General features: G+C 74.5%; 20 protein-coding genes. 9 read left to right on the top strand and 11 right to left on the bottom strand.

Features of this window, described 5'->3' with window-relative positions:
* Nucleotides 1-78: 78 nt before the first annotated feature.
* The 3 genes from kdgD to HLA93_RS14415 are packed head-to-tail and all read left to right on the top strand — an operon-like array spanning nt 79 to nt 3,422.
* The gene (gene kdgD, locus HLA93_RS14425) at nt 79-987 is read left to right on the top strand and encodes a 5-dehydro-4-deoxyglucarate dehydratase (protein ID WP_246626753.1); all 909 of its coding nucleotides are present in this window, start codon (nt 79-81) and stop codon (nt 985-987) included.
* Nucleotides 988-1,044: 57 nt separating this feature from the next.
* Complete coding sequence (locus HLA93_RS14420) at nt 1,045-2,559, top strand: aldehyde dehydrogenase (NADP(+)) (RefSeq protein WP_222195080.1); 1,515 nt, start codon at nt 1,045-1,047, stop codon at nt 2,557-2,559.
* Nucleotides 2,556-3,422 carry an ATP-grasp domain-containing protein gene (locus HLA93_RS14415; RefSeq protein WP_222195079.1) on the top strand — a complete coding sequence of 289 codons (867 nt, stop codon included), beginning with the start codon at nt 2,556-2,558 and terminating at the stop codon, nt 3,420-3,422. Before HLA93_RS14420 ends, HLA93_RS14415 begins: the two co-directional genes overlap by 4 nt.
* A gap of 61 nt (nt 3,423-3,483) precedes the next feature.
* Here HLA93_RS14415 and HLA93_RS14410 read toward each other — a convergent pair whose 3' ends face one another.
* A complete protein-coding gene (locus tag HLA93_RS14410) occupies nt 3,484-4,725 on the bottom strand; it encodes an esterase-like activity of phytase family protein (protein WP_222195078.1) in 1,242 nt (413 codons plus the stop codon).
* Nucleotides 4,726-4,890: 165 nt separating this feature from the next.
* Between HLA93_RS14410 and HLA93_RS14405 the strand changes: the two genes are divergently transcribed.
* Nucleotides 4,891-5,496 carry a hypothetical protein gene (locus HLA93_RS14405; protein ID WP_222195077.1) on the top strand — a complete coding sequence of 202 codons (606 nt, stop codon included), beginning with the start codon at nt 4,891-4,893 and terminating at the stop codon, nt 5,494-5,496.
* Nucleotides 5,497-5,616: 120 nt separating this feature from the next.
* On the opposite strand, the gene HLA93_RS14400 is transcribed toward HLA93_RS14405, so the two are convergent.
* The gene (locus tag HLA93_RS14400; RefSeq protein WP_222195076.1) at nt 5,617-5,901 is read right to left on the bottom strand and encodes a YciI-like protein; all 285 of its coding nucleotides are present in this window, start codon (nt 5,899-5,901) and stop codon (nt 5,617-5,619) included.
* Between the two features lie 101 nt (nt 5,902-6,002).
* Between HLA93_RS14400 and HLA93_RS14395 the strand changes: the two genes are divergently transcribed.
* Both HLA93_RS14395 and HLA93_RS14390 read left to right on the top strand, forming a co-directional pair.
* Nucleotides 6,003-7,142, top strand: coding sequence for a zinc-dependent alcohol dehydrogenase (locus HLA93_RS14395; protein WP_246626645.1), 1,140 nt, complete (start codon nt 6,003-6,005; stop codon nt 7,140-7,142).
* A gap of 13 nt (nt 7,143-7,155) precedes the next feature.
* Complete coding sequence (locus tag HLA93_RS14390; protein WP_222195074.1) at nt 7,156-7,743, top strand: hypothetical protein; 588 nt, start codon at nt 7,156-7,158, stop codon at nt 7,741-7,743.
* Between the two features lie 12 nt (nt 7,744-7,755).
* Here HLA93_RS14390 and HLA93_RS14385 read toward each other — a convergent pair whose 3' ends face one another.
* Nucleotides 7,756-7,908, bottom strand: a complete 153-nt coding sequence (locus tag HLA93_RS14385) for a hypothetical protein (RefSeq protein WP_222195073.1) — start codon at nt 7,906-7,908, stop codon at nt 7,756-7,758.
* A 166-nt stretch (nt 7,909-8,074) separates the two neighbouring features.
* Between HLA93_RS14385 and HLA93_RS14380 the strand changes: the two genes are divergently transcribed.
* Entirely contained in the window at nt 8,075-8,299 is a 225-nt protein-coding gene (locus HLA93_RS14380; RefSeq protein WP_222195072.1) for a hypothetical protein, read from the top strand.
* Between the two features lie 24 nt (nt 8,300-8,323).
* Here HLA93_RS14380 and HLA93_RS14375 read toward each other — a convergent pair whose 3' ends face one another.
* Entirely contained in the window at nt 8,324-9,727 is a 1,404-nt protein-coding gene (locus HLA93_RS14375) for a short-chain fatty acid transporter (RefSeq protein WP_222195071.1), read from the bottom strand.
* Nucleotides 9,728-9,978: 251 nt separating this feature from the next.
* Here HLA93_RS14375 and gdhA point away from each other — a divergent pair, with 251 nt between their 5' ends.
* The gene (gdhA, locus tag HLA93_RS14370; protein WP_222195070.1) at nt 9,979-11,328 is read left to right on the top strand and encodes an NADP-specific glutamate dehydrogenase; all 1,350 of its coding nucleotides are present in this window, start codon (nt 9,979-9,981) and stop codon (nt 11,326-11,328) included.
* 66 nt (nt 11,329-11,394) lie between these two features.
* Here the strand turns inward: gdhA and HLA93_RS14365 are convergent, their stop codons facing one another.
* The 5 genes from HLA93_RS14365 to HLA93_RS14345 form a co-directional block, all read right to left on the bottom strand.
* Nucleotides 11,395-12,132, bottom strand: a complete 738-nt coding sequence (locus tag HLA93_RS14365) for a DivIVA domain-containing protein (protein WP_222195069.1) — start codon at nt 12,130-12,132, stop codon at nt 11,395-11,397.
* On the bottom strand, nt 12,129-13,268 hold the full coding sequence (locus HLA93_RS14360) for a globin domain-containing protein (RefSeq protein WP_222195068.1): 1,140 nt from the start codon (nt 13,266-13,268) through the stop codon (nt 12,129-12,131). Before HLA93_RS14360 ends, HLA93_RS14365 begins: the two co-directional genes overlap by 4 nt.
* A 232-nt stretch (nt 13,269-13,500) precedes the next feature.
* Complete coding sequence (locus HLA93_RS14355; protein ID WP_308128139.1) at nt 13,501-14,829, bottom strand: glucose-6-phosphate dehydrogenase; 1,329 nt, start codon at nt 14,827-14,829, stop codon at nt 13,501-13,503.
* A complete protein-coding gene (locus tag HLA93_RS14350; RefSeq protein WP_222195067.1) occupies nt 14,802-15,665 on the bottom strand; it encodes an NAD-dependent epimerase/dehydratase family protein in 864 nt (287 codons plus the stop codon). The genes HLA93_RS14355 and HLA93_RS14350 overlap by 28 nt, the downstream gene beginning before the upstream one ends.
* 79 nt (nt 15,666-15,744) lie before the next feature.
* Entirely contained in the window at nt 15,745-17,313 is a 1,569-nt protein-coding gene (locus HLA93_RS14345) for an AbgT family transporter (protein ID WP_222195066.1), read from the bottom strand.
* A 94-nt stretch (nt 17,314-17,407) separates the two neighbouring features.
* Between HLA93_RS14345 and mug the strand changes: the two genes are divergently transcribed.
* Nucleotides 17,408-17,938: a G/U mismatch-specific DNA glycosylase gene (gene mug, locus HLA93_RS14340; RefSeq protein WP_308128138.1), complete on the top strand. Its 531-nt coding sequence runs from the start codon at nt 17,408-17,410 to the stop codon at nt 17,936-17,938.
* Nucleotides 17,939-17,951: 13 nt separating this feature from the next.
* On the opposite strand, the gene HLA93_RS14335 is transcribed toward mug, so the two are convergent.
* Nucleotides 17,952-19,289 carry a M20 family metallopeptidase gene (locus tag HLA93_RS14335; RefSeq protein WP_222195064.1) on the bottom strand — a complete coding sequence of 446 codons (1,338 nt, stop codon included), beginning with the start codon at nt 19,287-19,289 and terminating at the stop codon, nt 17,952-17,954.
* 38 nt (nt 19,290-19,327) lie between these two features.
* Entirely contained in the window at nt 19,328-19,807 is a 480-nt protein-coding gene (locus HLA93_RS22080) for an Lrp/AsnC family transcriptional regulator (RefSeq protein WP_308128137.1), read from the bottom strand.
* Nucleotides 19,808-19,841: the final 34 nt, after the last annotated feature.

The following is a 19,841-nucleotide window of genomic DNA, read 5'->3' as shown; positions in this document are numbered from 1 at the left end:
CTCCTTAGCGTGGCAGTCGACCACCGCCCCGCCCTCGCCGCCGCGGGCGACCGCCGGACCCAAGGAGCCCCCGTGACGATGCTGCCCCCGGATGCCCTCGCCGACCGGCTCAAGTCCGGCCTGCTCTCCTTCCCGGTCACCCACTTCGACGCCGACCTGCAGTTCGACGAGCCGCGCTACCGCGAGCACCTGGCCTGGCAGTCGAGCTTCGACGTCGCCGGCCTCTTCGCCGCCGGGGGCACCGGGGAGGGCTTCTCGCTCACGCCCGCCGAGATCGACCGGGTGGTCCGGGTCGCCGTCGACGAGGTGGCCGACCGGGTTCCGGTGATCGCCCCGGCGACCGGTGGCACCGCCGTCTCCATCGCCCAGGCCCAGGCCGCGCAGGCCGCCGGCGCCTCCGGCCTGCTGCTGTTCCCGCCCTACCTCACCGAGGCCAGCCAGGCGGGGCTCATCGAGCACGTGAGCGCGGTCTGCCGGGCCACCGACCTCGGCGTCATCGTCTACAGCCGGGCCAACGCCGTCCTCTCCGACAGCACGGTCGCCGCGCTCGCCGACCGCAACCCCAACCTGATCGGGCTCAAGGACGGCGTCGGTGACATCGAGCAGATGACCCGTACCTACGCCAAGGTCGGGGACCGGCTGATCTACGTCGGCGGGCTGCCCACCGCCGAGACGTTCGCGCTGCCGCTGCTCCAGCTGGGCGTGAGCACCTACTCCTCGGCGCTGTACAACTTCCTGCCGGAGTTCGCGCTGCGCTTCTACGCCGCCGTCCGGGCGCAGGACCGCACCGCCGTCTACGGGATGCTGTCGGACTTCGTGCTGCCCTATCTGGACATCCGCGACCGGGCCCGCGGGTACGCGGTGTCGATCGTCAAGGCGGGGCTGACCGCCGCCGGACGGGACGGCGGCCGGGTACGCCCGCCGCTGACCGACCTCACCGAGGCGGAGCTGGCCGAGCTGACCACCCTGGTGCAGAAGGTGGCCTGATCGGCGCCCGTCACCGCACACCGCCCGCGGCACCCGAACGAAGAGGAGCACCAGGACATGAGCGACGTCGTCAGCATCGATCCCCGTACCGGTCAGGCGGCCGAGGTCGTCGCCCAGGAGACCAGCCCGGCGGAGGTGGCCAGGCTCTGCGAGGCCGCGCTGGCCGCCGCGCCCGCGCTGGAGGGCCTCGGCCGGGACGGCCGGGCGGCGCTGCTGCGCAGCCTGGCCGACGCCCTGGAGGCCCGGCGGGAGGACGTCGTCGCCGTCGCCGACCGGGAGACCGCCCTGGGCACCACCCGGCTCAACGGTGAGCTGACCCGCACGGCGTACCAGCTGCGGCTGTTCGCCGAGGTGCTCGCCGAGGGCAGCTACCTCGAGGCGACGATCGACCACGCCGGCGACACGCCGATGGGCCCCCGCCCGGACCTGCGCCGGATGCTGCTGCCGATCGGTCCGGTCGCGGTGTTCGGGGCGAGCAACTTCCCGTTGGCGTTCTCCGTGCCCGGTGGCGACACCGCCTCTGCGCTGGCCGCCGGTTGCCCGGTCGTCGTCAAGGCGCACGGCTCGCACCCGGCCACCTCGCAGCTGGTGTTCGAGGTGTTCGTCGAGGCGGCCCGCGCTGCCGGCGCCCCGGAGGGGACGCTCGGCCTGGTGCACGGACTGCAGGCCGGTGCCGACCTCGTCGCCCACCCGGCGATCCGCGCCGTCGGCTTCACCGGGTCGGTCAACGGCGGCCGCGCGCTGCTGCAGATCATCGAGCAGCGTCCCGACCCGATCCCGTTCTTCGGTGAGCTGAGCAGCCTCAACCCGGTCGTGGTCACCCCGCAGGCCGCCGCCGAGCGCGGCACCCAGCTGGGCACCGAGCTCGTCGGCTCCTTCACCCTGGGCGCCGGGCAGTTCTGCACCAAACCCGGTCTGGTGCTCGTCCCCGCGGGCGCGGAAGGCGACCAGGTAGTGGACGCGATGGCCGAGGCGGTGCGCGGCAGCGGCCCCCAGGTGCTGCTCAACGAGGCCATCGCGGCGTCCTTCGGGAAGCTGTCCGGGGCCATCGCGGAGGCGCCGGGCGTCAGCCCCGTCGCCCGCGGCACCGAGGGCGACGGCACCGGCTTCACCGCCACGCCGCTGCTGCTGACCACCTCGGCCGCCGAACTGCCCGAGCAGGTCACCGAGGAGGTCTTCGGGCCGGTCACCGTGGTGGCCCGCTACGACGGCGAGCCCGAGCTCTTCGCCGCGCTGGGCAAGATGCCCTCCTCGCTGACCGCCACCGTGCTGCGGGGCGCGGGGGAGACCCAGCTGCCGCTGGCGGTCTCCCAGGAGCTGCGCACCCGGGCCGGCCGGCTGGTCTACGACGCCTACCCGACCGGGGTCGCCGTCTCCTGGGCCCAGCACCACGGCGGTCCGTGGCCGTCCACCAACTCCCAGCACACCTCGGTCGGCACCTCGGCGATCCGCCGGTTCCTGCGCCCGGTCACCTGGCAGGGTGCGCCGGCCGACGTGCTGCCCGCCGAGCTCACCGACGACTTCACCGGCATCCCGCGCCGGGTGGACGGCGTCCTCCAGCTGCCGGCGTGACCGCCCGGGTCGCGCTGGTCAGCAGCGAACGGGGACTGCGGGTCGACCCGGACCTGCCGATCGCGTCCGCGGCGCTGCGCGGCGCCGGGCTGGCCGTGGACCTGGTGCGCTGGGACGACCCGGACGTCGACTGGGCCGAGCCCGACCTGGTCGTCGTCCGGTCCTGCTGGGACTACGCGTGGCGGCGCGCGGAGTTCCTGGCCTGGGCGGAGCGCGTGCCCCGGCTGCGCAACCCGGCGCCGGTGCTGGCCTGGAACACCGACAAGGCGCACCTGCGCGAGGTCGCGGCCGCCGGGCTGCCCGTCGTGCCCACGGTCTGGGACCCCACCGACGTCGCACAGCTGCCGGACGCGGGGGAGTGGGTGGTGAAGCCGTCGATCTCGGCCGGCTCCCGGGACACCGCGCGGTGGACCGAGCCGGCGGCGGTGCTCGGGCACGTCGCCGAGCTCACCGCCGCCGGCCGGACGGCGATGGTGCAGCCGTACCTGGCCAGCGTGGACGACGCCGGGGAGACCGCGATGCTGTTCCTCGGCGGCCGGTTCTCCCACGCCGTGCGCAAGGGCCCGCTGCTGCGGCGCGGGGAGGGCGTGCGGCAGGACCGGGACAGCCGCGGCGACCTGCACGCGGTCGACCCGACGCCGGCGCAGCGGGCGGTGGCCCAGGCGGTGTTCGAGGCCGTCCCCGACCTCGTCCCGGGCGCCGAGCCGCTGCTGTACGCCCGGATCGACCTGGTCGCCGACGACGCCGGCCGGCCGGTGCTGCTCGAACTGGAGCTGACCGAGCCCAGCCTCTTCCTGCCCCAGGCCCCCGAGGGGGCGGCGGAGCAGCTGGTCGCCGGGGTCCAGGACGCCCTCGGCGGTTGACCTCGCCGGGGTGAGCCGGCGCCGTCCGGTCCCGGGAGCCCGGGACCGGACGGCGGTGGGGTCAGCGGGTGCGGCTGCCGCGTGCGGTGATCGAGGCCAGGGCCGGGTCGACCTGCAGGTCCTCGTCGAGCTGGATGACGACGTACTCGTTGTCGTCCGGGACGCCGGCGGTGCGCCCGGCCGAGCCCGGGTAGTTGTTGTCGTTGCCGACGATGATCCGGTGGTCGTCGAGCACGGCGATCTGCTCGATCGTGACGAACGGGAAGGTGAAGTAGCCGCCCGCGGTGCCGCCGACGCCCTGCGGGTCCGGGATGGCCATGAGGTTGGCGATCAGCCGCTTGTCGGCATAGCCGTCCCGGTCGATGTCCCGGGTGTCGATCAGGTAGACGGCCTTGAGCTGCGAGGCCGGGCCCTGGGCGTTGTCCCGCTCGAGGATCAGGAAGCGGTTCTGGTCCAGCGCCACCATGTCGCCGAGGGCGTTGTTCGGCACCTCGAACTTCACCTTCGCCTTGAGGCCGGTGTACTTCCCTCGGTTGGTGTCGAAGGAGTAGATCCGGCGGGTGGCCGGGTCGTCGCCGGCGACCGCGCCCTCCAGCATCGGGTACAGCGTGTGGCCGTCGACGCCGAGCGCCATGCCCTCGAAGCCCTTGCTCGACCCGATCGTCGGGGCGGCCCCGTTGAGGTTCCAGGCATCGGGGGAGCGGACGCCGTCGGGCTGGACCGGGGCCGACAGCACCCGGCCCTGCGCGTCCACGTGCACCAGGCTGGGGCCGAACTCCTCGCCGATCCAGAAGGTGCCGTCGGGCATCCGCTGGAACGACTCGGGGTCCAGGTCGGCGCCGGTGAGCCGGCGGTCGCTGCGGGTCAGCGGGAACGGCAGCTTCCGGTCGGGGTCGGAGAGGCTGAAGCCGCCCTCGAGCACCGTCGTCTGCTGGGTGGCGGTGTCGATCCGCAGCTTCACCACGCGCAGCAGGAAGTCGCCGCTGTTGGCCTTGGTGCCGAAGCCGTTGTCCTCCAGCACCAGCCAGTCCTCGCCGTCGGCAAGCAGGCCGGAGAAGCCCTGGATCGGCTGGGCGGCGAACGGGGTCGTGACGCCGTTCGCGGAGTTGGCCAGGGCGCCGGAGGGCACCTGCTCGCCGAAGGTGGCCGAGGGGAGCACGGAGCGGCCCACCAGCTGGGCCTGCTGGTGGCCGTTGCCCTGGGGCACGGTGGAGGCGGGGCCGGCGAACGCCGGGACGGCGACGGCGGTCAGCAGACCGGCGGCGGTGAGGGTCAGGGCGGCACGGCGGGTCGGTCGGCGCACGGGGGCTCTCCTGGGTTCCGGCGGTGGAGCGGGTCGCCTGACCGTGGCGCGGCGAAGCAGCCGCCGCCCGGCGTCCCTGTGACCGTTCTGTGATGGACCCGTGAACGGGTGGTCCACCGCGGAGCCGGCGGGTTGGCCGGGCGCCGTCCTGGCTAGGAGGCACCGGTGACGACGCGGCTGCGCTTCGACGGCTGGATCCTCGGGACCGGCACCACCTCCGGCACCCGGGTGGTGCTCGGGCACTGGCCGCGCTCTCCGTTGGGGCCGTTCTCCGACGTGATGGTGCAGCGGCCCGACGGGCACCGCGTGCTGCTCGCCCCGGACGCCGACGTCGCCGGGTTCGTCGGCTCGACCTACACCTTCGACGAGGTGCGGCTGACCGGCGTCGAGGTGACCCGGCCGGACGAGGTCACCTGGTCGCTGCGCGCCGGACCGCTCACGCTGCGGGCGCGCACCGGCGCCCGGCCCCCGCTCGGGCTGCTGCTGCGCGCGGTTCCCGCGCCGCTGGCCCGCACGCCGGCGTGGGTCGGGCTGCTGGACCGGCCGGCCCGGCTGCTCACCGGCCTGCGCACGACCGGCTCGGCCGGCAACGGGCGCCGCGAGTGGTACGGCGTCCAGGACCTGCACCGGCTCGCCGCCGTCGAGGCGAGCTGGGACGGCGAGCCGCTGGGCGGCCTGGCGCCGGTGCGGCCACCGGTCACCTTCGGGTTCGGCTCGGTCCCGCCGGACCCGTCGGTGGTCCGGGTGACCACGACCGTCCGACTGCCCTGACCCCGCCCCGTCCGCTTGCGGCCATGTTCGCCAACATGGCCGGCTCGACCGGCCCGCGTCCGGCCATGCGTCCGGCCATGCGTCCGGCCATGTTCGCCAACATGGCCGGACGCAGGCGGGTCAGCCGGTGGGGGTGTCGCCGACGACCACGTTCCACGGGCGGATCGTCCAGGCGGTGACCAGCCCCTGGACGACGTAGGGGTCGGCCTCGACGAACCGTTCGACGACCTCGCGGGGAGCGGTCCAGACCAGCACCGCGCGGTCGAACGGGTCCGGCAGGGCGCCGGCCAGCAGCAGCTCGCCACGCTCGTGGGCGGCCCGGGCCAGCGCCAGGTGGTCCGCCCGCAGGGCCGTCCGGCGCTCCAGGTAGTCCTCGGCCAGCGTGTACTCCAGCAGCAGGTGCATGGCCGTCACCCTCACACACCCGCCACCGGTCACGGTTGCCGCCCGACCCGGCGGGGCACCTCCCGGCGGACCGGCTGTTCCCAGGAGGACGCATGCGAGCGATGACCTACCGAGGTCCCTACAAGCTGCGGGTCGAGGAGAAGGACCGACCCCGGATCGAACACCCCAACGACGCGATCGTCCGGGTCACCCTGGCCGCGATCTGCGGCTCGGACCTGCACCTCTACCACGGGCTGATGCCGGACACCCGGATCGGGCACACCTTCGGCCACGAGTTCATCGGCGTCGTCGACGAGGTGGGCCCGTCGGTGCAGCACCTGCAGGTCGGCGACCGGGTGATGGTGCCGTTCAACATCTTCTGCGGTTCCTGCTGGTACTGCGCCCGTGGCCTGTACTCCAACTGCCACAACGTCAACCCCAACGCCACGGCGGTCGGCGGCATCTACGGCTACTCGCACACCACCGGCGGCTACGACGGGGGGCAGGCCGAGTACGTGCGGGTGCCCTTCGCCGACGTCGGGCCGGTGAAGATCCCGGACTGGATGCACGACGAGGACGCCGTGCTGCTCACCGACGCCGCCGCGACCGGCTACTTCGGCGCACAGCTGGGCGAGATCGCCGAGGGCGACACGGTGGTGGTCCTGGGTGCCGGGCCGGTCGGCCTGATCGCCGCACAGTCCTCCTGGCTGATGGGCGCCGGCCGGGTGATCGTCGTCGACCACCTCGCCGAACGGCTGGCGAAGGCCCGGGAGATGGCCTACGCCGAGACGCTGGACTACGACGAGCACGACGACGTGGTGGTGGAGCTGAAGAAGCAGACCGACTACCTCGGCGCCGACGTCGTGATCGAAGCGGTGGGCGCGGAGGCGGACGGGAACCTGACCCAGCAGCTCACCGGGCCGAAGCTGAAGCTGCAGGGCGGGTCACCGACCGCGCTGAACTGGGCGATCGACGCCGCGCGCAAGGGCGGCACGGTCTCGGTGGTCGGCGCGTACGGCCCGGTGCCGAACGCGGTGAAGTTCGGCGACGCGATGAACAAGGGCCTCACCCTGCGGATGAACCAGACGCCGGTGAAGCGGCAGTGGCCGCGGATGTTCGAGCACGTCCGCAACGGTCACCTGACCCCGCGGCAGATGGTCACCCACCGGTTCCCGCTGGAGGACATCGCCGAGGCCTACCACGTCTTCTCCGCCAAGCTCGACGGCTGCATCAAGCCGCTCGTCGTGCCGGGCGCGAACTGAGGGAGGGACCACCATGACCGAGCCCGACATCCCCAGCGCCTACGTCCGCGACAAGCGCACCGCACCGCCGAGCCGGGAGGAGCTGCGGGCCCGCATCCCCGGGTGGGGAGCCGACCTCGACCCCGCCGACCGCCCGTCCCACCCCAAGCTGCAGTACCCCGCCGACACCGGCGCCCACTGGGACTTCCCCGACCGGCAGCCCGGGTCGGCGGGCCGGGAGCGCTCCATCGAGCACGCCTTCGTCACCCCGGTGTTCGGCACCGCCCAGCCGCTGCACGGCCTGTCCGGGTCGATCCGGCGGCTGGCCTACGACCGGTTCAGCGAGGGGCGGCTGGCGCACTGGCTGCTGCTCATCGCCGGTGACCGGGTCGACGCCTGGGGGAGCCACCTCCGGTCGTTCGCCACCGCCAGCCCGGACAACCCGGTCACCGAGACCGGGGTGCGCACCGAGCTGACGCACGGTGGCCTGCGCTCCCGCGCCGGCCGCTCCGACCGGCGCCACCACGTGCTCGACCCGCTGCTGGTCGCCGGTCCCTGGGTGGCCGGGGCTGGGTTCGGTGCGCTGGCGGTGCGCCGGCTGGCCCGGGTGCTGCGCAGCTGATCCCGCAGCGCGTCACCGGCACCGACCGGTGCCGGTGACGCCACCGGCGCCGCCGGCTCGGCTCGCGGGCGACCCGGCGCAGGTGCGCCGGCCCACCCGCCCTGGCCTGCTGTGGGTCTGCGCCACGTCCAGCCCCCGGGCGCCGGCGGCGCACGCGGTGTCCACCGTGCCTCCTCCCCGGCCCCGCCGCCCGGCTGCGCCCCGGTCGATGGACTGGCAGACCTGCGGCGGTCGCTGGCGTTCCTGCCGCTGGCCCTCGCGCGCTCGGCCCGGCCATCGTGGCGGTGCGGCACCCCACCCGGGGGCGCCGGCGCGGTGGCGGAGGTGCCCGGTGGAGCTGTTCCTCTTCCTGCTCCTGAGCGTGCTGCTGTTCCGCGCGCTGGGCCGCGGCCACCGGCGGGAGACCCCGGGCGGGCGACCGCGCACCGACACCTGGGTCGACGGGGTGGTCGACGCTGTGCTGGTCCTGACCGACGACGTCCTCCGCGGGGCGCGCACCCTCGCCCGGCTGGCCGCCGCCCACCGGGAACGGACGGGCCGGTCGCCCTGGACCTGACCCCGGCGGCCGCTGCCGTGCCCCTCAGGCCAGCACGCCGAGCAGCAGCGTCACGGTGCCGAAGACCAGGCCCGAGGCGATCAGCGTGACCGTCGTGTACCCCAGGATGTCGCGCATCTTCAGCCCCGCGATGGCCAGCACCGGCAGCGCCCAGAAGGGCTGGATCATGTTCGTCCACTGGTCGCCGTAGGCGATCGCCATGATCGCCACCACCGGGTCGACCCCCAGGCTCTGCGCGGCGTCGATCATCACCGGCCCCTGGACGGCGAACTGCCCACCGCCGGAGGGGACGAAGAAGTTGACCAGGCCGGCGGAGAGGAAGGCCAGCAGGCCGAACGTGGCCGGCGAGGCGATGTCGACGACGGCGTCGGAGAACACCGCGATCAGGCCGGTCGTCGACATGATCCCCATGATCCCGGCGTACAGCGGGAACTGGAGCAGGATCTCCCCGACGTTGGCCGCGGCGTTCTTCACCAGCGCGATCAGCTCGAACGGGTTGCGGACGAGCAGGAAGATCAGCGCCAGGAACGTCCAGTTGACGATGTCCAGGGTGGCCGTGCCGCCGTCGACGTAGTGGTGCACCAGGTAGGCGGTCAGCGCCAGGCCGACCAGGGTGGTCACCACCCGGCTGCCGTCGACCCGGTCGGCCGGGGTGACGACCTCGTCGTCCAGCGGGACGGCGTCGGAGTCGCGCACGCCTGCCGGGAGCTCGACCACCCGGTCGGCCCCGCGGGGCGCGACCGCGGCCAGCGCCAGGCCGACGACCAGGATCGTGGCGACCGCGGCGGTGATGTTCCACCAGGTGAAGATCGTCTCGCCGACCGGGACGGTGCGGCCCAGCTGCTCGGCGAGGAAGGAGCCCTCGGTGGCGGCGGTGAGCGGGCCCGAGCCCGAGTAGCCCATGTGCCAGATGACGTAGCCGGAGTAGCCGGCCGCCACCAGCAGGGGGAAGTGCAGCCGCAGGCCCCGTTCCCGGCCCTGGACGGCGAGCTCGCGGGCCAGCAGTGCGCCGACGACCAGCCCCAGCCCCCAGGTGATCAGCGAGGCCAGGGCCGCGATCAGGAAGACGTACAGGTAGGCCTGCAGTGGCGTCCGGGGCACGGCCGCCAGGCGGGTGAGCAGCCGCCGCACCGGGCCGGTGTTGGCCAGGGTGTGCCCCAGCAGCAGGATCAGCGCCATCTGGGTCATGAAGGCCAGCAGCCCGGACAGCCCGTCGCCCCAGCCGTCCAGGACGTCGACCGGGCCGGCGTCGGTGAGCAGCAGCGCCAGCGCGGCCACGACGAACGTCAGCACGACGGCGAACACCAGCGCGCTGGGGATGTAGCGCTCGACGACGGCGTTGACCGGCCGCATCAGCGAGGAGAGGCCGCTGGACCGGCCCGGCGAGCTCGATCCGGCGTCGGTCCCGGCACCGGGGGTCCTGGTCATCGCAGCTCCGCTCTCGAGGAGGCCGGGTGGCCGGGGCCACGCCGGGGTCGGCAGTCGGTCGCCGGCCGCGCGGGCCGCGGAGCCTGCGACGGCAGCGGCGACCCAGGGATCCTGGCACCGGTACCGCGCAGGCGCGCGGGCGAGGCAGCCGGCGCGCCGGCTGCAGCTGCGCCGCGTCCCGCCCCGCTCGGCTCTGGCGGGTCGGGGCAAGCAGTGGTGGGGTGGGCCCACATCGAGGACGGGAGCAGCGCATGGACACCGACGTCCCAGCGGTCGTCGAGCGGATCTACCAGGACGTCCTCCGGCGGAACCCGGGGGAGACCGAGTTCCACCAGGCGGTCCGCGAGGTGCTCGACTCCCTGACCGTCGTGCTGGCCCGGCACCGCGAGTACAGCGAGATGAAGACGATCGAGCGGATCTGCGAGCCCGAGCGGCAGGTCATCTTCCGGGTGCCGTGGCAGGACGACCAGGGCGAGGTGTGGATCAACCGCGGCTTCCGGGTCGAGTTCAACTCGGCGCTGGGGCCCTACAAGGGCGGGCTGCGCTTCCACCCGTCGGTGAACCTGGGCATCGTGAAGTTCCTGGGCTTCGAGCAGGTCTTCAAGAACGCGCTCACCGGCATGCCGATCGGCGGCGGCAAGGGAGGCTCGGACTTCGACCCCAAGGGGCGGTCGGACGCCGAGGTGATGCGCTTCTGCCAGTCGTTCATGACCGAGCTCTACCGGCACCTGGGCGAGTACACCGACGTCCCGGCCGGGGACATCGGGGTCGGCGCGCGGGAGATCGGCTACCTGTTCGGGCAGTACAAGCGGATCACCAACCGGTACGAGTCCGGCGTGCTCACCGGCAAGGGGCTGGGCTGGGGCGGCGCGCAGGTGCGCACCGAGGCGACCGGCTACGGCGCGGCCTTCTTCGCCGCGGCGATGATGGCGGTGCGCGGTGACTCCTTCGACGGCAAGCGGGTGACCGTCTCCGGCTCCGGCAACGTGGCGGTGTACGCGATCGAGAAGGTGCACCAGCGCGGCGGCACGGTGGTGGCCTGCTCGGACTCCTCCGGCCACGTGGTCGACGAGCGGGGGATCGACCTCGAGGTGCTCAAGCAGGTCAAGGAGGTCGAGCGGGCGCGGATCAGCGGCTACGCCGACCGGGTCCCCTCAGCGCGCTTCGTCGAGGGCGGCAGCATCTGGGACGTCCCGTGCGACGTCGCGATCCCCAGCGCCACGCAGAACGAGCTGGACGCCGACGCAGCCCGCGCGCTGATCGGCAACGGGTGCCGCTACGTGGTCGAGGGCGCCAACATGCCGACCACGCCGGACGCCGTGCGGGTGCTCCGCGAGGCGGGGGTGGCGTTCGCGCCGGGCAAGGCGGCCAACGCCGGCGGGGTGGCCACCTCGGCGCTGGAGATGCAGCAGAACGCGTCCCGGGACCGCTGGACGTTCCAGCACAGCGAGCAGCGGCTGGAGGAGATCATGCGGGGCATCCACGCCCGCTGCCACGAGACGGCCGAGGAGTACGGCGCCCCCGGCGACCTGGTGCTCGGCGCGAACGTGGCGGGCTTCCTGCAGGTGGCGGAGGCCGTCCACGCCCACGGCCTGGTCTGACCACCGCCCGGCCCCGGACCCGGGCCGTCACCGCCGAGGCGGTGCCGGCCCGGGCCCCCACCCGGCTCAGGAGGAGGAGCGGGACAACGGGACGGCGCCGGCGGGCTCCGTGTCGTCGGTCGTCGCGTTGCCGGCGAAGGCCACGTCGGGCCGGCCGCGCTCCAGCTGCTGGGGCCGGGTGCCGCGCGGGGGCGTGGGCAGTGCGCCGGGGTGCGCCCGGCCCCACTCGGTCTCCACGTCGCTGAGCAGCGCCTCCAGGTAGGAGCGCAACTGCACGCGGCAGGCCTGGCTGAACGCCTTGAGGTAGGCGACCTGCTCCTGCAGCTCCTCGGACTCCGGCTGGCCGCCGCTGACCACCGGGACGCCGTTGCCCCGGATGCTCGCAGCGGCCTCCTGGGCGGCCTGGATGATCGCCCCGGCCTTCTCCCGGGCCGCGGCCAGCTGCTCCTCGTACTGGGCGCGGGCCTCGCTGGTCATCTGCCGGCTGAAGTCCTCGGCCTCGGAGACGTACTGGTCGGCGGTGAGCTGCGCGGTGGCGAGGATCCCGACGGCCTGGTCGCTGGGCGAGGGGCGCGCCGCCGCCTCGGCGACCTGCTGTTCCAGGATCGCCACCTCCTGGCGGAGCTGGGTGTTCTCCTCGGTCAGCCGGGCCAGTTCATCGGCTGCCCGGGCGACGAAGGCGTCGACCTCGCGGTCGGTGTACCCCGGGTGCAGCATGCTGGCCGGCGTGAAGTGCACGGCGCGGAGGTCGTCGGCCGTGGGCGGCCCGATCTCGGCGCCGCGGCCGGAGTCGCTGGTGGTCATTCGGTCACCTTCCCGTCAACAGTCGGGCTCGGTCGGCTGGGTGCGAACACCTCGGTGCGGATGCGGCCCATCGGCAACCCGGCGGCGTGCAACCGGGTGACCGTGTCCTCCACGGTGGCCGGGTTCCCGGCGACGTAGGCGTCGCGGCCGTTCCACGGGCCGTGGCGCAGGACGACGTCGCCGATGTCGCCGTGCTCGAGGGCGGAGCTCTTCTCGTGCGACACCGCGCAGGTCACGGTCAGCCAGGGGTGCTCCTGCGCCAGCCGGTGCAGGTCCGCCCGGTCGTAGAAGCCGTCCTCGGTCCGGGCGCCGACGAACAGGTCCACCCGCCGGGCCGGGCCCTGCCGGGCGACCTGGTCGACCAGCGCCTTGAGCGGTGCCAGTCCGGTGCCACCGGCGACCAGCAGCAGGTCCCGGTCGGAGTCGACGTCCAGGGCCAGGTGCCCCACCGGCGGGCCCAGCCGGACGACGTCGCCCTGCTGGGCCTGCCGGACCAGGGCGGTGCTCACCGGGCCGCCGTCCCGGGCCCGGACGTGCAGCTCCAGGGCGTTGTCCGGCCGCGGTGCGTTGGCCGGGGAGTACCAGCGCCACAGCCGGGGCCGCAGGTCGGTCTCCACCGACAGCGCCTGGCCGGGCAGGTAGGGGAGCGGCTGCTCGGTGCGCAGGTGCAGGACGGCGACGTCGATGGTGCGCCGGTCGTGGCCGACCACCTCCGCCTCCCACCAGGGCGGTGCGTCGGCGGCCTCGTCGGCGGCGGCGATCATCACCTCGGCGATCACGCCGTAGGCCTCGGCCCAGCTGGCCGCGAGCGCGTCGTCCCACTCGTCGTCGAAGTGCTCCAGGGTGGCCAGCAGGCTGGCGCCGACGGCGGGGTAGTGCGCGGCCAGGGCGCCGAACTTGCGGTGGTCGCGGCCGAGCTGCTGCAGGATCGGGACGAGGGTGTCCAGGTCGTCGACCCGGGCGACGACCTCACCGAGGGCGGCGAAGAGCCGGTCCCGCTGGTGGGCCATCGACACCGGGAACATGTCCCGGGTCTCGGGGTGGGTCAGGAACAGGTGGGAGTAGAACCACAGCGGCACCTGGTCGCCGTGCGCGGCCGCCTTCGCGAAGCTGGCCCGCATCGCGGGGATGTCCACTCGCTCGGTCCTCCTCCTGGTCGGTGCGCGGTGGGGAGCACGGTGCGCCGCTCGGTGCCGCCCCCGGTTCCGCGTCGGTGCTCACCGGGGGTAGCCGTCGGGCCACGGACACGTCTGGAGTCTGGTGCCTCGGCGCGGGCCGTGCCAGTCGTGGATCACCAGGTGGACCGGGTGGTGGACGACTCGGTGGAGCCCCACCGACCGGCTCGGGAGCCGGGTGCGGCGGTGACGGTCAGCGACCCGCGGGCGGGCCGGCCGAGCCGGCCGGGTACTCCAGCAGCGGCACCTCACCGGCGGCCCAGGCGCGCGACACCGGGTCGGTGAACCGCCAGGCCTCCTCGGCCTCGGCGGCGCTGACCGCGGTGCGGCTGCTGCCGGACAGCACGTCGGCGAGCACCGCGCCGTAGGCCGTCCGCTCGCCGGGCGCGTGCACTCGAACGCCGGCGGAGGCCCGCTGCGCGCCGTCCAGGGGGATCGCCAGCCGGGTGTCGCCCACCCGCTCGACACCCGGCGGGCACTCCGCGGGCGCAGCCGAGCGCAGGTGCAGCAGCACCTGCTTGCGGTCGGCGGCCAGTGCCTTGCCGGTGCGCAGCACGAACCGGGTGCCGGCCCAACGGGGCGTGTCCACCGTCAGCACGAGCTCGGCCAGGGTCTCGGTGCCGCGGGCCGGGTCCACGCCGTCCGCGGCGGTGTAGGCCGGCCCGCCCGGGCCGGCGGTGTACCGGGCCCGCCGGGTGGCCGCCGGCGCCGGTGCCCGTACCGACCGCAGCAGCGCCAGCCGGGCCCGGTGCAGGTCCTCCTCGGCCGACGTGGCCGGCAGCTCCATCGCCAGCAGGGTGAGCACCTGGACCAGGTGGTTCTGCAGCACGTCGCGGAGCGCGCCGGTCCGGTCGTAGAACCCGGCCCGGCCGCCGGCGTCCAGGGTCTCCTCCCAGACCACGTCCACCTGCGCGATGTGCTCGCCGTCCCACCGTGTCGCCAGCGGCCCGCGCAGCGCGAGCAGGCCGGCCACGGCCGGCATCCCGAGGAAGTGGTCGACCCGGAACTCCGCCTGCTCCTGGCCCCCGGTCGCCTCCGCCAGCAGCGCGTTGAGCGACCGGGCGCTCGCCAGGTCCCGGCCGAACGGCTTCTCCACCGCGATCCGGCTGCCCGTCGCGAGGCCGGCGGCACCCAGGGCGCGCACCGCGGCCGGGAAGTGCACCGGCGGCAGGGCCAGGTAGGCCGCGACCGGCCCGGCGCCGTCGAACGCACCCGCCGCGGCGGCGACGGTGGCCGGCACGTCCAGGTCGACCCGGCGGTAGCGGGCCGCCGCGACCAGTGCCCGGCGGGCGGCGGCCGGCACGTCGCCGGCGTGCTCGTCCAGCCGGGCGGCGACGTGGGCGGCGAACCGGGCGTCGTCCCAGTCCTCCGCCGCCGAGCCGACCAGCTGCAGCCCGGCGGGCAGCCGCCCGGTGGCGGTCAGCTCGGCCAGCGCCGGCAGCAGGAACCGGCCGGCCAGGTCGCCGGTCGCGCCGAGCAGGAGCAGCCGGTCGATCACCCGCGCCCCGGCTCGTCCCGCCACGAGTGGGTGGGCTCGAAGCCCAGCACCCGGCGGGCCTTGTCGATCGACAGCAGGGTCTCGTGCTCGCCGAGCTCACGGCGGACCGGGACGGCGGGGAACTGGTCGGCCAGCAGCTCGGCGGTGGGCCGGGCGGACACCGTGTCGGGGTTGGCGACGATGAAGACGTCGGCCCCGGGCGCGGTGTGCTCCAGCCCGCGGCGCACCGCCTGGGCGCCGTCCCGGGCGTCGATGTAGCCCCACAGGTTCCACCGGCGCAGCGCCGGGTCGGCGTCGTAGCCGGGGAAGGCGGCGTAGTCCTCGGGGTACATGACGTTGCTGAACCGGAGCCCGGTCATCGACAGGTCCGGGTGCCAGCGGCACAGCTGGCGGGCCATCTCCTCCTCCAGCGTCTTGACCAGCGAGTAGGTGGTCGTCGGCCGGGGTGCGTACTCCTCGTCGACGGGCACGTAGGGCGGGTCCTCGTCGAAGGGCAGGCCCAGCACCGTCTCGCTGGAGGCCCAGACGATCTTGCGGACGCCGGCCCGCAGCGCCGCGCTGTAGACGTTGTAGGAGGCGGTGACGTTGTTGGCGAAGGTGGCCGCGTCCGGCATCAGCCCGGGGGCGGGGACGGCGGCCAGGTGCACCAGCGCGTCGATCGGCGCGCGGTGCTCGTCGAAGCCGCCGAGGGCCTCGATCGCCTGGCCGGCGTCGGTGAGGTCGACGACCGCGGACTCCACGTCGGTCCGGGGGCTGGGCACCCGGTCCAGCGCCAGCACGTCCCAGCCGTGCTCGACCAGGTGGGTGACCACCGCCCGGCCCAGCTTGCCGCTCGTGCCGGTGACCGCTGCGCGCGCCATCGTTCCTCCTGGTCGTCGTCCGGTGTGCCCGGGACAGCGTTCCCCGGGCCCGGCCGCCCCGCACCCCGAGGGGCGGAGATCACTCCAGCCGGGCGTACTGGCCGGGACCGAAGGGCAGGCCGGCGTGGAACCAGACGGTCAGGACGACGGCCCAGGCCAGCCAGAAGCAGACGGTGAACGGCAGGAACCGGGAGATCAGCGTGCCGAACCCGGCGCCGGGCTCGTAGCGGCGCAGCATCGCCAGCACGATCACCAGGTAGGGGTTGAGCGGGGTGAGGATCTGGGTGGCCGAGTCGCCGATCCGGAAGGCGGCCTGGGTGAAGCCGGGCTCGTAGCCGAGCAGGGCGAACAGCGGCACGAAGACCGCGCCCATGATCGTCCACATCGACGAACCGGAGACGATGAACAGGTTCAGCAGCGAGCAGAGCAGGATGAACGCCAGGACGGCGCCGAAGCCGGTGAAGCTGAGCGAGGACAGCGCGCTCGCCCCGGTGACGGCCAGCCAGGTGCCCACGCCGGACCAGTTGAACAGCGCGATGAACTGGCCCAGCACGAAGGCCAGCACGATGAAGGAGCTCATGTCCTTCACCGCGTCGGCCATCGCCCGCGGCACGTCCTTGATCGAGGTGAAGGTGCCGGTGGTGAAGCCGTACACCAGCCCGGGGACGGCGAGCATGGCCACCACGATGAACACGACGGCGTCCAGCAGCGGCGACTCCGGCAGGTAGCCGCCGGTCTCGTTGCGCAGCGGGGCGCCTGGGAGCACGGTCAGCAGCACCAGGGCGGCCGCGGTGACCAGTGCGGCGAGCCCGGCCAGCCGCAGCCCGCGCCGGGCGGTGGCGTCGATGGTCAGGTCGTCGACGTCCTCGACCGCGCCGAGGGTGTCGCCGTCCTCGCTCTCGGTCTGGTGCCGGGGCACGCCCAGCCGCGCCAGCCGCGGCTCGAGCACCTTGGTGATCAGCAGCCCGCAGACCACGGTCAGCACCAGCGAGCTGGCGATGTTGAAGTACCAGTTGGAGACCGGGGTGACCGGCGTGCCCGGGTCGGGCAGCGACTCGGTGACCGCGGAGGTGATCCCGGCGAACAGCGCGTCCAGGCTGGTCACCACCATGGACGTCGAGTAGCCGGCCCCGGCGGCGGCGAAGGCGCCGAGCAGGCCGGCGACCGGGTGCCGGCCGGCCGCGGCGAAGACCATCGCGGCCAGCGGCGGCAGCACGATCATCACCGAGTCGGCCATGACGCTGCCGATGGTGCCGACGAGGGCGACCGCGTAGGGCAGCGCCCAGGACGGCGCCCCGGCGAAGGTCCTCTTGATCAGCGTGGACAGCAGCCCGCTGCTCTGCGCGATCCCGACCGCCAGCAGGATCACCACCACGGTGCCCAGCGGCGGGAAGCCGACGAAGTTGTCCACCAGGGTGGTGGCGAACCAGCGCAGCCCCTCGACGGTGAAGAACCCCCGGACGACGGTGGGCTCCTCGGTGCCCTCGATCTGCGCCTGCACGCCGGCCATCGCCATGCCGGTGGAGACCACCGCGAGCACCGTGAACAGGCCGACGAACAGCACGAAGGGCTCGGGGATCCGGTTGCCGACCCGCTCGATGCCCCCGAGCAGCCGGTCGGTGCGGGTGGTGGTGCCCGGTGTGGTCATCGCAGCGGCTCCTGGCGTGCGTCCCCTGGCGGTCAGTGCGATGTGTCTACCGGCCCGGCACCGCCGGCGCACCGGCTGGCCCAGACTGGACGGCGTGAGCGGAGTCGACCAGCAGCCGGCCGGGGCGGGCAAGCCGCTGCGCGACGTCATCGCCCCGGGCCTGGACGTGCTCTTCTGCGGCATCAACCCCTCGCCGGTCTCGGCCGAGCGCGGGCACCACTTCGCCCGCCCGGGCAACCGGTTCTGGCCGGCGATCCAGCTGGCGGGGCTCACCCCGCGGCTGCTGACCCCCGACGAGGACCTCCAGCTGCTCGACCACGGCCTGGGCGTGACCAACATGGTCGACCGGCCGACCCGGACGGCGGCCGAGCTGACGCCGGAGGAGCTGCGGGCCGGGGCGGTGGCGCTGGAGGAGCTGGTGGCCCGCCACCGGCCGCGGGTGCTCGCCGTCCTCGGGGTGACCGCCTGGCGGCATGCCTTCGGCCGGCCGAAGGCGACCCTGGGGGAGCAGCCGGAACGGATCGGCGGGGTGACCACCTGGGTGGCGCCCAACCCCAGCGGGCTGAACGCCCACCACCAGCTGCCCGACCTCGCCCGGCTCTACCGGGAGCTGCGGCCGGCCTGACCCGGCAGCCGGGTCAGCCCAGGGCGGTCGCCACGTCCAGCACGCCACCCTCGGCCTCGAACTCCGCCCGGGCCGCGGCCAGCACCGCCGGGTCGGCGAGCACGTCCAGCGCGGTCAGCGCCAGGCCCACCGCGCCGTCCAGCACCGCGGCGTCCCCGGCCGGGGAGGCGGCCGCGGCGGCGAACCCGGTGGTGTGCATCGAGGTCTCCGGGCCGGCGATGGCGATCATCGGGTGGATCGAGGGCACCCGGACGCTGACGTTGCCCAGGTCGGTCGAGCCGGCCAGCGACGCCGGGGTGACCCCGGGCGGCAGCGCGGTGCGCCCGCGGCGCGCCTGGTGCTGCGTCCACCGGGCCGCGAGCTCCAGGTTGGCCCGGATCGGCAGGTAGGCCGGCAGCTCGTCCCAGGTCAGCTCGACCCCGCAGCCGGTCATCGCTGCCGCACCCACCATGACCGCCTCCATCCGGCGGCTGAGGTCCGCCAGCGTCTCCGGGCTCGCCGAGCGCACGTAGTACAGCGCTTCCGCGGTCTCCGGGACGACGTTGGGCCGCTGCCCGCCGTCGGTGATCACCCCGTGCACCCGGTCGGTGTCCGGGACGTGCTGGCGCAGCATCGCCACGCCCTGGTACCCGGCGACCACGGCGTCCAGGGCGTTGCGGCCCATGAACGGCTGCGCGGAGGCGTGCGCGGCGATACCGGTGAAGGTCGCCCGCAGCTGGCGGCGGCCCAGGAACGGCTGCACCGCGGCGTCGTAGGAGAACGGGTGCAGCATCACGACCACGTCGACGTCGTCGAAGGCGCCGTCGCGGGCCATCACCTCCTTGCCGCCGCCGCCCTCCTCGGCCGGGGTGCCCAGCAGCAGCACGGTGCCGGGCAGGTCGGCCGCGGCCAGCGTCGCGTGCAGGCCGAGGAAGGCACCGACCGCGGTGGAGCAGATGACGTTGTGCCCGCAGCCGTGGCCGATGCCGGGCAGCGCGTCGTACTCGGCGAGCACGGCGACCGTGGGCCCGCCGCTGCCGGTGCGCGCCCGCAACGCCGTGGGCAGCCCGTGCACCCCGACCTCGGCCTCGACGCCGTGCCGGCCGAGCAGGTCGGCGACCGCCCGCGCCGAGCGGTGCTCGGCGTAGCCCTCCTCGGGGTGGGCGTGCAGGTCGTGGCTGAGCGCCAGCAGCTCCGGCCCGATCGCCTCGATCGCCTGCTCGGTGCGGTCCAGCAGCTCCGCCGGGGCACCGGCGTGCGCCGAGCCCAGCGGCTCGGCCGTCGCGGCCGCGCGTTCGGTGGCCGCGCGCAGCTGGTCGAGGTGGGCGGTGTCCGGAGGGACGGGGGTCTGGTGTCCGGTGGCCTCGATCACGGTTCGTGTCTACCGCTGCCCGGCCGGCGGCGCAGCTCTCACTCCGCGGCGTGCTGCGCCAGCAGCGGGGCGATCTGCATCGGCTGCACCTCCAGCAGCGCGATCGAGGTGCTGGCCCGCACCACCCCCGGTGCCTGCAGGATCAGCTCGGTGACCCGGTAGAGGTCGGCGGTGTCCCGGGCGACCACCCGGGCCAGCAGGTCGCCGTCCCCGGTGACGGCGAGGATCTCGACCACCTCCGGGATCCGGGCCAGCTCCTCGCCGGCCCGGTCGCCCTCGCTCTGGCTGATCGACAGGGTGATGAAGGCCAGCAGCCCCCGGCCCAGCGCGGCCGGGTCGACCCGCCGGCTGTGCGCGCCGAGCGCGCCGCTGTCCTCCAGCCGCCGCAGCCGGGCGTGCACCGTGTTGCGGGCCAGCCCCAGCCGGGTCGCCAGGGCCATGACCGAGGCCTGCGGGTCGTCGTCCAGGGCCAGCAGGATCCGTGCGTCCGTCGCGTCGAGTCCGGGCACTCTGCTCACTCGTGCTCCCTCGGGGCGTCGATCCGCTGGGCAG

This window comes from Modestobacter italicus (genome assembly GCF_019799965.1).
In the GTDB taxonomy this organism is placed as follows: domain Bacteria; phylum Actinomycetota; class Actinomycetes; order Mycobacteriales; family Geodermatophilaceae; genus Modestobacter; species Modestobacter italicus_A.
The sequence above is the reverse complement of the archived record's forward strand: the minus strand, read 5'-3'. Positions and strand labels throughout refer to the sequence as shown.

Excerpts from the sequence above, each read along its gene's own strand:
- HLA93_RS14420 (WP_222195080.1), top strand. The coding sequence starts at position 1,045 with ATGAGCGACGTCGTCAGCATCGATCCCCGTACCGGTCAGGCGGCCGAG.
- gdhA (WP_222195070.1), top strand. The coding sequence starts at position 9,979 with ATGGACACCGACGTCCCAGCGGTCGTCGAGCGGATCTACCAGGACGTC.
- HLA93_RS14390 (WP_222195074.1), top strand. The coding sequence starts at position 7,156 with ATGACCGAGCCCGACATCCCCAGCGCCTACGTCCGCGACAAGCGCACC.
- HLA93_RS14375 (WP_222195071.1), bottom strand. The coding sequence starts at position 9,727 with ATGACCAGGACCCCCGGTGCCGGGACCGACGCCGGATCGAGCTCGCCG.
- HLA93_RS14400 (WP_222195076.1), bottom strand. The coding sequence starts at position 5,901 with ATGCACCTGCTGCTGGAGTACACGCTGGCCGAGGACTACCTGGAGCGC.
- kdgD (WP_246626753.1), top strand. The coding sequence starts at position 79 with ATGCTGCCCCCGGATGCCCTCGCCGACCGGCTCAAGTCCGGCCTGCTC.
- HLA93_RS14350 (WP_222195067.1), bottom strand. The coding sequence starts at position 15,665 with ATGGCGCGCGCAGCGGTCACCGGCACGAGCGGCAAGCTGGGCCGGGCG.
- HLA93_RS14395 (WP_246626645.1), top strand. The coding sequence starts at position 6,003 with ATGACCTACCGAGGTCCCTACAAGCTGCGGGTCGAGGAGAAGGACCGA.
- HLA93_RS14345 (WP_222195066.1), bottom strand. The coding sequence starts at position 17,313 with ATGACCACACCGGGCACCACCACCCGCACCGACCGGCTGCTCGGGGGC.
- HLA93_RS14365 (WP_222195069.1), bottom strand. The coding sequence starts at position 12,132 with ATGACCACCAGCGACTCCGGCCGCGGCGCCGAGATCGGGCCGCCCACG.